Origin of the sequence: Proteus columbae (assembly GCF_009914335.1) — a bacterium.
In the GTDB taxonomy this organism is placed as follows: domain Bacteria; phylum Pseudomonadota; class Gammaproteobacteria; order Enterobacterales; family Enterobacteriaceae; genus Proteus.
Genome location: NZ_CP043925.1, coordinates 977,423 through 989,483, shown reverse-complemented (window position 1 = coordinate 989,483; position 12,061 = coordinate 977,423). Strand labels below are relative to the sequence as shown.

Here is a 12,061-nt window from a genome sequence, read left to right as displayed (position 1 = left end):
TAATTAGCCTTACTATAAATAGGATGTGATGAAAATAAAATAGATGTTCCCTTTTTTATCCTTTATATCAGACGACTTCTTAATTATTTCGCGAGTTTTGCGAGAATTGCCTCAATAATCTCATTTATAGGTAATCCCGCATCAACAATGATATCAGCACATTGCAAATATAAAGGTTCACGTTTAGCCAAAACGTCATTCATTTCTGAAACTAACGTTTTACCTGTCAAACTTGGTCTTTGTGCTTCATTTGGATCTTGGGACAAACGCTTAACTAAAGTTTCAAGAGATGCCTGTAAATAAATAATAACACCTGAAGATTTCATATAAGCACGATTTTGATCTGCTAAAATCATACCACCACCCGTTGAGATAACTTGGTTAGGCTGACTAACTTGGACTAATGCTTCTGATTCAGTTTGACGAAAAAAATCCCAACCTTTCTCTTGAACCATTGAAGATATAGTTTGTTGATATTTTTGAGTTATCCAATCATCCGTATCAATAAATCTATAATCTAAAGTGAGGGAAAGTGCTTTACCTACTGTTGTTTTTCCTGCACCTCTAGGTCCGATAAGGTAAATTGTACTATCCATAAAATGCACTATCTCCATAGTGTGTTCCCTGTTAGGGGTGTAATCAAAAATTTACATACTGTAAAGTATGAAATATCATACCTGATGTAACAAAAAAATAAAGCCACACTTTAGAAAAGTATGGCTTATTTAATCATCTTAACACTTAGCTACGAATTGTATTATCACCGTAACCAATCCATTTATAGGTCGTTAAGGCATCTAATCCCATTGGCCCTCTAGCATGTAATTTCTGTGTACTAACAGCAACCTCGGCACCTAAACCGAATTGTCCACCATCAGTAAAACGTGTACTTGCATTAACATACACAGCAGCAGAATCAACTTGACGAACAAAGCGATCAGCATTAGAGATAGATTGCGTTAAAATAGCATCAGAGTGTGCAGTACCATAACGGCGAATATGGCTAATAGCCTCAGTTAACCCACTCACAACTTCTACGTTTAAATCAAGTGATAACCATTCATCGCAATAATCAGCATCTTTCACATCAACAACAGTGGCTCCGCCTTTTTTTAACCCTTCTAATGCCTTCTCACTTGAATGCAAAGTCACCTTTTGAGCTGCCATAGCATCACTTAGCTGTGGTAAAAATAGATCTGCAATCTTTTCGTGTACTAAGAGCGTTTCTAAAGAGTTACACGCGCTTGGACGTTGTACTTTCGCATTTACGATAACTGTTAATGCTTTTCCTAAATCCGCACTTTCATCAACAAAAGTATGACAAACGCCGATACCACCAGTAATAACTGGAATGGTTGATTGTTCACGGCAAAGTTTATGCAACCCTGCACCACCTCGTGGAATAAGCATATCAATATACTCATCCATTTTTAGCATTTTAGAGACTAACTCACGATCAGGCTTATCAATCGCCTGAATAGCACCAGCAGGAATACCACATTTTTCTAATGCTTGCTGAATAACAGCAACAACCGCTTGGTTAGTATGATGGGTTTCTTTTCCACCACGAAGAATAGCCGCATTACCTGTTTTCAAACATAAAGAAGCGACATCAATTGTGACATTAGGACGAGCTTCATAAATAACACCTACAACCCCCAACGGCACACGGCGACGCTCTAACCGTAAACCGCTATCTAGCATACGGCCATCAATAACTTGACCCACAGGATCTTCTAAGCGGCACACTTGTCGTACATCATCTGCAATGGCTTTTAAACGTGCAGAATTTAGTAATAAACGATCAAGCATAGCGGCATTAATATTGGCTTCACGAGCCGCTTGCATATCTTTTTCATTTGCTGCAAGAATTGAAGCTTCTTGTTGTTCTAATAAATCAGCCATAACTAGTAATGCCTGATTTTTTTGCTCTGTTGATAGTTGAGCTAAATGCCAAGATGCCTCTCTTGCCGATTTACCCATTTGTTCTAACATCAGAAGGCTCCTTAGCTAACAATCATATCATCACGATGTACGGCAACACTGCCATACTCGTAACCTAAAATTTGACTAATTTCTTGTGAATGGTGTCCTGCAATTAGACGCAATGCATCACTATTATAGTGTGCAACACCATGAGCGAGATCTTTACCTTGTAAACTTTGAATGCGGATAACACATCCACGAGAGAAATCGCCTTTAATTTCTTTGATACCTTTTGGTAAAAGGGAGCTACCTTTTTCTTTAATTGCGTTTTCAGCTCCTTCATCAACCACTATCACACCAGCTATTGGCGCACCAAAGATCCACCGCTTACGCGCTTCTAATGGACTTTGTAAGCCATGAAATAACGTTCCAACAGGTTCATTATTGATAACTTTAGCGATAACTTCAGGTTGTACGCCTGCCGCGATGACAACATCAATACCCGCACGCCCTGCAACGGTTGCTGCTTGTAGTTTTGTTGCCATACCACCCGTACCTAAACCTGATACGCTATCACCTGCCATTTGGCGTAACTCATCATTGATATCAAAAACTTCAGGGATCAATTTAGCATCTGGATTACTACGAGGATCAGCGGTGTAAAGCCCTTCAATATCCGTTAGTAATAACAGTTTATCTGCACCGCCTAAAATAGCCGCTAATGCTGATAAATTATCGTTATCACCCACTTTAATTTCCGCGGTAGCAACAGCATCATTTTCATTGATAACGGGGATAATATGGTTATCTAACAGTGCATGTAAGGTATCGCGTGCATTTAAGAATCGTTCTCTATCTTCAATATCAGCACGCGTTAATAGCATTTGACCAATATGAATACCATAGATGGCAAATAACTGTTTCCATACTTGAATTAAAGCACTTTGCCCCACAGCAGCAAGCAACTGTTTTGAAGCAATAGTTGCAGGCAAATCAGGATAATTCAAATATTCACGCCCTGCTGCAATTGCACCTGAAGTGACAATTATAATCCGATGCCCTTTTTCGTGTTGTTTAGCACATTGGCGAACCAGCTCCACAATATGAGACTGATCCAGACGTCGTGAACCACCAGTAAGTACACTTGTCCCTAATTTAACAACCAGCGTTTGGCTGCTACTCATAACATTTACCATTCTTGTTGATTATTTAAAAAGATAATACACAGTTTTATCAGGAGAGAAGCGTTATGCCAACTGACATAACGCAAAATCTATGAAAAGTTGCCCTAACACAAAATTAGGGCTGAATGGGAAGCGGAAATTTGTTCATTTTTTCATCTGGAGTGAGTGTCATCTCTAATTCACTCACCGCGAGTTGAAGAAATTCATGAAAACGAATAAGTGTTTCATTAATTGACTCAACAACATCATTCTTACTGATGTTCTGATGGAGCCAATCACCATTTTTATCGAATAGCCCAATTTGATAACGATAAATGAGCTGTTCATTATTGCGTTCTAATTCCATCCACCAGCCCCAAAACTCTCGTTTTTCCGGCGCGACTTTTTTATTTACACAAACAGCTAAACAGTCAAAAAAGAACTGGCTCTCTTGGCATTGTTGCTCTCGGATATATGGGCCGATTTGAGCAAAACGCTTTAATAACTTACCTCGGGTAGGGTTCAAAGATGAAGTCATAAATTCAGTCTCCTTAGAAACTCTACTGTTATATAATCTAATATAATTAGCAAGTTATTGTTCAAAATTAATTATATTAATTTATCATAGATCCAATCTGCGCTTTTTTGTAACGCGAGCTCTAAACCTTCGTAAAGCGGCTTATCATTAATAGCAAGAATGTCACCATCCATAGAAGAGCGTGCAATTAATTGCGAATCCTCTTTAGGGCTCATTTCATCACCTTTCCAATAGACCCCCATCATAGGAACAGGCATACGCCGCCCAATCAGGCCTTGGTTTTTCAGGGAGTAACTGCTCAATGATAATCGAAGATTATTCTCATCAATATTCCATAACCCTAAGCGACTTGCTAACACATCAAGATACATCACAGGAATTTTTTTCTGCAATTCAGCTTGGGTAAAGAAAGCGTGGATCAAAGGGCCTAAGGCAACAACGCCTTTAATCAATTTTGGGTAGATATAAGCTAAGCGCACAGCAATATTACCGCCAAAGCGAAAGCCCATCACACCAACACGAGTATGATCAATCCAAGGTACTTCAGAAAGTTGTTTTAAAACTTCACCTTGTAATTGGCATGTATCTTCCGTTAGTTTTTGTTTTACTGAATAACCAATTGCGGGCATATCCAGTGTTAGCATTGCAATACCTTTAGGGGAAAGGTAATTACGGAAGAAGCTGACATAATCGCTTTGTAAACCGTCTAATCCGCCACAAAATAACACGGTAGGATAAGGGCCTCTACAATCTTTGGGTAAATGCAGAAAACCCGTTGTCGTCCCTTTTCCCTCTAATTTAAATGTCAGTTTTTTGACTTCAAAAGAGGAGAATTTTGTCGCATTCTCAAAAGCTTTCATCGACAAAATAACTGCTTGATCCGCTAAAAAATCACCATTAATAAAGGGATATGCAGCAATACTATAAAGATGTGCGGCTTGTAACCAACAATCTGCTGCGGCATCACCAGACTCTTCACGTAATGCTTTTTGTTGCCAGATCATCGCTTGATGTGACCATTCAAATGACCAGCCACCTTTACGATACCCAACAACAGTATCGATAAATTTTTCATCACTACGAGGTGCATCAGGCACCGCAATTCGGCTTAAGACCTCTTCTATTTCAATAGGAGAAATACCACGCCAAATCCATTGTAAACGTTGAATTGTTCGATACCAATTTAGCTGACTTGTTCCATTTAATACAGAGTTTGTCGCTATATTTGATTTTGGATGTGTGTACTGTATTAATGTTGACGTTTCTGCGTGTTTTGCACGGGGCTTAAACAGTGTTTCAGAAAGGTTTTTGTTCTCTGTCATATCGCTCTTCAAATCAGTGGATATCGTGTAAAGGGGCTTAAAAGTCTGGCTTTATCATAGCATGAAATCGACGGGAACAATGTGTATCACGACAAGCAATCGCACGAAGACATCATAAAGAGGAAGAGAAAAGAGAAAAAAGCTTAGAAACAAAAATCCCCGCCTAAGCGAGGATCTCAATTAAAACAGCAAAGCGAATGCTATCAACTTATTTTTGATCGCAAACAGGTGGAATAAAGGCAACACCCATATCCCAAGGCTGTTCAATCCATGTATTTTGCGGAATATCAACCACAAAATCATCCACTAAAGGACGCCCTTCTGGTTTTGCAAAGATAGTGACAAAATGCGCTTTTGGATACATCTCACGGATAACTTTAGCAGTACCACCAGTATCGACTAAATCGTCAACAACGATAAAGCCTTCACCATCACCTTCTGCTTTTTTTAAGATTTTGAGGTCACGCTGATGATCGTGGTCATAGCTAGAAATACAGACTGTATCCACATGACGGATACCTAATTCACGAGCAAGTAATGCAGCAGGGACTAATCCCCCACGGCTGACAGCAATAATGCCTGTCCATTGTTCGACTGGTAGTAAACGTTGCGCCAATTGACGGGCATGTATTTGCAACATATCCCACGTTACAACATATTTTTCGCTCATAATATTGTGATCCTAGCTACTGAAATTTCGAGAGAAGCTTTTTTGCGGAAAAAAAGGTTGCGCGAGATTATAGTGATTTGAGCACCTAAAAACCAGAGAAAACGTGAAAACAGGTGAGATTATCCTGATTTTTTTCTGTAATGTCTTTTTTCGATTAAAAAATGAACCATATAAAAAATGAATACAAAATAGAGATCTAATTTCTTAGATAGAGATGTGAATAGAATGACGCATTCATCAGAAGAAAGTGATATTCTCAACTATATTGGCGTATAACGCTCAGAATAATAAAGCTAACCCTTAAAAAAGCGGTAGGCTATCAATAACACAGATGCTGTTAGAGGAGATCCATCGTGTCTGAACTATCTACTCTATCCCCACAACCACTATGGGATATTTTTGCAAAAATTTGTTCGATTCCACATCCATCACATCATGAAGAAGCCTTAGCTTCCCACATTCTTTCTTGGGCAAGTGAAAAAGGACTTTTTGCAGAGCGCGATGCCGTTGGCAATATTTTAATTCGTAAACCAGCAACCAAAGGCATGGAAGATCGTAAAACGGTTGTTTTACAAGCACACTTAGATATGGTGCCACAAAAAAACAACGACACCATTCACGACTTCACTAAAGATCCAATTCAACCTTACATTGATGGAGAATGGATCAAAGCGAAAGGCACCACATTAGGTGCAGATAATGGTGTTGGTATGGCATCTGCATTAGCTGTTTTAGCTGATGACACTGTTAAACACGGCCCATTAGAAGTGCTGTTAACCATGACTGAAGAAACAGGTATGGACGGTGCTTTTGGTTTACAACCGGGTTGGTTACAAGCTGATATTCTTATCAACACAGACTCAGAAGAAGAAGGTGAAATCTACATGGGTTGTGCGGGTGGTATTGATGTTAAAACCACACTAAACCTTTCTTACGATGCAATCCCAGCAGGTCACGTTGTTAAACAACTGGTTCTAAAAGGATTAAATGGCGGCCACTCTGGTGGTGATATCCATTTAGGCTTAGGTAACGCAAATAAATTATTGGCACGTTTTTTAGCGGGTCATGCAGAAGAATTATCACTGAAATTAATTGATTTCCACGGTGGTACACTGCGTAATGCGATTCCTCGTGAAGCAAACATTGTTTTTGCAATTCCAGCGGATAAAGTCAAAGAATTAGAAGCATTAAAAGTACGCTTTGAAGAATTGCTAAAAAGCGAATTAGCGATCGCAGAGAAGAATCTAAAAGTTGAATTAATTGATACAACAACAGATAAAAAAGCGTTCACCGCAGATTGCCAATCTCGTGTCATTAACTTACTTAATGCAATGCCAAACGGCGTTATTCGTATGAGTGACGATGTTGAAGGTGTTGTTGAAACTTCACTAAACGTCGGTGTTGTTAGCATTGTTGATGATAAAGTAGAAATTCTGTGCTTAATTCGTTCTCTAATCGATAGTGGTAAAACCTATGTTGTTAGCATGCTGACAGCATTAGCAAAACTCGCTAAAGCCGATATTGAAACGAAAGGCGGTTACCCTGGTTGGAAACCAGATGCAGATTCTCCTGTTATGCATTTAGTTCGTGACACTTACCAACAACTGTTTGATAAAGTGCCAAATATCATGGTTATCCACGCAGGTCTTGAGTGTGGTCTGTTCAAAAAACCTTACCCAGATATGGATATGGTTTCTATTGGGCCAACAATCCGTGGTGCTCACTCACCAGACGAACGCGTTCACATTAAGAGCGTCGGTCAATACTGGCAATTATTAACCGCGATTTTAAAAGCAATCCCTGCTAAATAATCTCGCTTTAACGTTAATAATGAAACCCGCTTATTGGCGGGTTTTTTGTTACTGAAGTCTCTGCAAAAAAATCATTTCTCTCTCATTCTCAATGAATTTCCCTTAAATATCACAATCTATAGAATGCTAATTATTATCATTAGCATTAATGTTTAATGAGTGATATTTTCACTGCTCCGCAGTTAAAGTTAAAAATAAAAAATTCAAAGGGATCGATTGTGTCTAATAAAAATTATGCTGTTAGCGTCTTACTTGCCTTACCGCTAAGTCTGTTATCTGTTCAAATTCATGCAGCAGTTAATCAAAATACGCCTGAAAAAATAGTTGTGACAGCAACTTCATCACAAGATCCACAAGCGCCTGTTTCAGGTTTTGTGGCAACAAAAACATTATCAACAAATAAAACACCGACTGAAATTGAAAAAACACCACAATCCATTAGCGTGATCACCCGTGATCAAATGGACGCTCAAGATGTCAGCTCAGTTTCTCAGGCGTTACGTTATACACCTGGAGTTTTCACAGAATATCGTGGAAGTTCTAATCGTAATGATGAGGTTTTTATTCGTGGATACAGTTATGCACCACGCTTTCTTGATGGATTAAGTTATGGAATGGGAGCTTCATCGTCAACTGGCGCAATTGATCCATGGTTATTAGAGCGTATTGAAGTTGTTAGAGGACCTGCATCTGTTCTTTATGGCCAAGTAAACCCAGGTGGCCTTGTTGCAATGACAAGTAAAAGACCAACTGCATCCCCTATTCGTCACATTCAAGTACGTGCAGGTAATGATAAATTAGCAGAAACCGCTTTTGATTTTTCGGGTACATTGAGTGATGATAATCGAGTTCTTTATCGTCTAAATGGTATTGCTAAAACACAACATACCCAAATAAAAAATTATAAAGAAGAGCGTTTTGCGCTCGCTCCTGCCATTACCTTTTTACCGAATGAACAAACACGTTTAACATTATTAAGCTTTATTCAGCAAGAGCCTGAAGCCGGTTATCGTAATTTTTTACCCGCTTACGGTACAGTAAAAAGTACGCCAGAAGGTACTATTCCCTTTGATTTTGATGTCAATAATCCCGATTACCATAAATCATGGCGCCAGCAATATGGTATAGGTTATGAATTCGAACACGAATTTAATGACACACTAAAAATTGTACAAAATGCTCGATACAGCCATATTAATCAAAAATATAAATATCTTGTTTTTGGTTCTTTAAGAAAAGATAACCCTTATATTCTTGAGCGCCGAGCTCAACAAGAGCAGCGAGAAACAGATACTTTAGGAATAGATACTCGCTTACAAGCTGACTTTGCTACTGCAAAACTTAATCATACTGTGATTGCTGGTATTGATTATCAGTGGAGTAAAGATCAAGATAATTTACTTCGTGCAATGGGCCCCGAGTACGATCTTGATTGGCGTGATCCTAATTATCACTATCCAATTGATATGAGCTTACAAAAACCCGCAACCGATCAGCGACAAAAGCGTGATCAAATCGGGTTGTATCTACAAGATCAGATCCAATGGAAAAATTGGATCTTACTTGCAGGCTTACGCCAAGATTGGGCTCAAGTTCGGACTCATGATTTCTTAGCTAAAAGCTATGTTCAACAAGATGATCATAAGTTAACGGGTCGCGCAGGGCTTTTATATTCTTTTGATAATGGTATTTCTCCTTATATTAGTTATAGCACCTCGTTTGAACCTAATTTACAAACTCGCCGCGCACCAGGAAGTGCCCCTTTTGAGCCTAGCGAAGGTCGTCAATTAGAAGCTGGAATTAAATACCTCACACCAAATGAACAAACATTGGCAACGCTCTCTGTTTATCAATTACAGCAACGCAATGTGACCAACTACAATGCTGAAAAAGCGTATTTTGAACCAGTGGGTGAAATTAGAAGTCGTGGTGTTGAAGCACAAATTAATAGCCAATTAACTGAAAATATTTCATTTATCAGCAGTTATGCTTATACCGATACTGAAGTAAGAAAAACCATTATTGTGGGAACACAGGGAAAAGAACTCCCTAGAGTTCCTAAGCACATGGCATCATTTTGGGGTCAATATGATGAAACATCAGGGCTATTCAATGGCTCTAAAGCAGGCTTTGGCGTGCGATATGTTGGCGTATCTCAAGGTGATACCAAAAATACAGTCAGTGTGCCCGCAGTTACGCTTTATGATGCCATGATTGGCTATTCATTAGGTGAGCTATCACCTTCTTTAAAAGGTGCTGAAATTCAGCTTAATATGAATAATATTGCGAATAAACACTATGTTGCATCTTGTGCTGGTGATACTGCCTGTTTTTATGGGATCGGCAGAACAATGACAGCAACAATGAATTATCGCTGGTAAGACTATATAGATTAACTACATAAATTAACTACGTTAGCCATAGCCTGTCTGTTGATCGGCTATGATTTTTTTAATTCTTACAGTGCTAAAAGAAGTTGTCGTTCTATTTGCGGATCTTGTAAGGTGACATGAAACCCGATTAATCGCACACCTCTGCCATTTCGGCGCTCATGCCATGCTTGGTAGGCAATATTTATTAAATCGGCTTTTTCTAAAATAGGATGAGTATGCTCTTGTGTCGTTAATTGAAAATCATCAAATTTTAGTTTAACGCCTTGCCTTGCTATCCTTAAATCGGGTTTCACTTTTGTTAGTCGCCTTTCTAATTCGCTATATAATCCGTCAAGTAATGCCAAGCAATCATCCCAAGAATTAATATCTGAAGCAAAAGTACGTTCAACTCCGACTGATTTTCTAAGTCTATCAGGGTTAATTTCACGTTCATCGATGCCATGACTGCGTTCCCATAAATTTTGACCAAATTTTCCAAATACTTTTACTAAAGAAATGACATCAGTACGGCGAATATCTGCACATGTTTCTAAACCCATTTCTTGTAAGCGAGCAAATGTCACCTTACCTACCCCCGGTATTTTATTAAGCGGTAATTTTAAAATAAAATCATCGACTTGCTCAGGTGTAATAACAAATTGCCCATTTGGTTTGTTGATATCAGAAGCAATTTTTGCGAGAAATTTAATCGGTGCAATCCCTGCGGATGCAGTAAGATTTAACTCATCAAAAATTTGTTGGCGAATTTCTTGAGCGATCAACGTTGCAGAACCATGACAATGCTTACTGTCAGATACATCAAGATAAGCTTCATCGAGTGAAAGAGGTTCAATAAGGTGGGTATAACGAGAAAAAATTTGGCGGATCTTTGCTGATGTCTCTTTATAGAGAGGCATTCTGCCGGGTAAAACTTTTAAGTGAGGACATAACTTCAACGCTGTCGCCGTTGACATAGCACTACGGACGCCAAAACGACGAGCAGGATAATTCGCCGTGCAGATCACACCTCGGCTAGAAGCATTGCCTCCAACCGCAATTGGGATCTCTTTTAGTGCTGGATTATCTCGCATTTCAATCGCAGCATAAAAACAATCCATATCAACATGAATAATTTTACGCATACAATCACCTCGCCTCATTTACTGTTTAAATATACAGTAAATAAATATTAACTACAATTTTTATTCCTTCTCATCTCCCTCTATTGAGGTGTATTTCTCATAAAAATCTGAATTAGTCTGTTTATTTATAGAATTGTCACAAAGTGGTGATAGATTGTTTTAGCTCGCTGATTAATTACATTAATTTTAAATATTGTTTTGTAACCACATATAAAACAAGGAAATGTTTTTTCATGATCAAATTATTCATCGCTATTTCTCTCTTTTTTTATTCTGTAATTCTTATGGCATCTCCTAAAATTATCGCACATCGAGGTGGCACCGCTGATGCCCCTGAAAATACTGAAATTGCTATAAAAACAGCCCTTGCTAATCAAGCTGATGCAATTTGGATCACTATTCAATTATCGAAAGATAATATTCCTGTCCTTTATCGCCCTAGCGATTTAAAAAGCTTAACGAATGGGCAAGGTAGTGTGTCTGACTTTACTGCACAGCAGCTTAAACAATGGGATGCAGGCTATAAATTTGGTGAAGCACAACAATTTCCTTATCGAAATAAAGGTGTCACCATTCCAACATTGGATGAGATATTAACTCAATTCCCTACAACACAGTTTTATCTTGATTTAAAATCACCAGATGCTGATCCTGCAATCCAAGCTGAAGCATTAACCACCGTACTTCATAATCATAACGCACTGGATAGAACTCGCGTTTATTCTACAAATACTGCATTTCTTGACGCCTTATCGACTAATGTACAACGTTTTGAAAGTCGTGATATTACTCGTGATATTTTAGCCAATATCACAATGAGCCATATTTGCCTACTACCTGAAAATTTAGATATTACTCGTTGGTATGGGCTTGAGCTTCACCGCAAAGTAGAAGTTGTTGAGAAATACACATTAGGTGAAGCACGCTCAGCATCGGTTCTAAGTTGGGATAAAGACGCTATGTCTTGTTTTCGTGCTGGTGGCAATGCTCATATTGTTCTTTTTGGGATCAATACAGAGAAAGATTTTATTCAAGCCACAGAATTAGGTGCTGATGCAGTTATGGTCGATTCACCCGCAAATATGAAAGCATTTAGAAAAGAGTAAGCCCCTAACTT

10 protein-coding genes are annotated in these 12,061 nt (G+C 38.6%); 3 read left to right on the top strand and 7 right to left on the bottom strand.

Annotated elements, in window-relative coordinates; all coding sequences use genetic code 11:
- Window positions 1-83: 83 nt before the first annotated feature.
- From aroL to gpt, 6 genes are all read right to left on the bottom strand, one after another.
- Window positions 84-596 (bottom strand): shikimate kinase AroL, encoded by a 513-nt coding sequence (gene aroL, locus F1325_RS04570; RefSeq protein WP_109373929.1) that lies wholly within the window; start codon window positions 594-596, stop codon window positions 84-86.
- A gap of 145 nt (window positions 597-741) precedes the next feature.
- Window positions 742-1,995 carry a glutamate-5-semialdehyde dehydrogenase gene (locus tag F1325_RS04565; RefSeq protein WP_109373928.1) on the bottom strand — a complete coding sequence of 418 codons (1,254 nt, stop codon included), beginning with the start codon at window positions 1,993-1,995 and terminating at the stop codon, window positions 742-744.
- 11 nt (window positions 1,996-2,006) lie between these two features.
- Window positions 2,007-3,110: a glutamate 5-kinase gene (gene proB, locus F1325_RS04560; protein ID WP_109373927.1), complete on the bottom strand. Its 1,104-nt coding sequence runs from the start codon at window positions 3,108-3,110 to the stop codon at window positions 2,007-2,009.
- Window positions 3,111-3,225: 115 nt separating this feature from the next.
- The gene (crl, locus tag F1325_RS04555) at window positions 3,226-3,627 is read right to left on the bottom strand and encodes a sigma factor-binding protein Crl (protein ID WP_160230049.1); all 402 of its coding nucleotides are present in this window, start codon (window positions 3,625-3,627) and stop codon (window positions 3,226-3,228) included.
- Window positions 3,628-3,698: 71 nt separating this feature from the next.
- Window positions 3,699-4,949, bottom strand: coding sequence for an esterase FrsA (gene frsA, locus F1325_RS04550; RefSeq protein ID WP_109373925.1), 1,251 nt, complete (start codon window positions 4,947-4,949; stop codon window positions 3,699-3,701).
- A 208-nt stretch (window positions 4,950-5,157) separates the two neighbouring features.
- Complete coding sequence (gene gpt, locus F1325_RS04545; protein ID WP_006534780.1) at window positions 5,158-5,619, bottom strand: xanthine phosphoribosyltransferase; 462 nt, start codon at window positions 5,617-5,619, stop codon at window positions 5,158-5,160.
- Between the two features lie 353 nt (window positions 5,620-5,972).
- Here gpt and pepD point away from each other — a divergent pair, with 353 nt between their 5' ends.
- Together pepD and F1325_RS04535 are read left to right on the top strand one after the other, a co-directional pair.
- Window positions 5,973-7,430, top strand: coding sequence for a beta-Ala-His dipeptidase (pepD, locus tag F1325_RS04540; protein ID WP_109373924.1), 1,458 nt, complete (start codon window positions 5,973-5,975; stop codon window positions 7,428-7,430).
- A 218-nt stretch (window positions 7,431-7,648) separates the two neighbouring features.
- Window positions 7,649-9,811, top strand: coding sequence for a TonB-dependent siderophore receptor (locus tag F1325_RS04535; protein ID WP_109373923.1), 2,163 nt, complete (start codon window positions 7,649-7,651; stop codon window positions 9,809-9,811).
- A gap of 77 nt (window positions 9,812-9,888) precedes the next feature.
- Here the strand turns inward: F1325_RS04535 and dinB are convergent, their stop codons facing one another.
- The gene (gene dinB / locus F1325_RS04530) at window positions 9,889-10,944 is read right to left on the bottom strand and encodes a DNA polymerase IV (RefSeq protein WP_160230048.1); all 1,056 of its coding nucleotides are present in this window, start codon (window positions 10,942-10,944) and stop codon (window positions 9,889-9,891) included.
- A gap of 233 nt (window positions 10,945-11,177) precedes the next feature.
- On the opposite strand from dinB, the gene F1325_RS04525 reads away from it, so the two are divergent.
- A complete protein-coding gene (locus F1325_RS04525; RefSeq protein WP_160230047.1) occupies window positions 11,178-12,050 on the top strand; it encodes a glycerophosphodiester phosphodiesterase family protein in 873 nt (290 codons plus the stop codon).
- Window positions 12,051-12,061 lie beyond the last annotated feature (11 nt).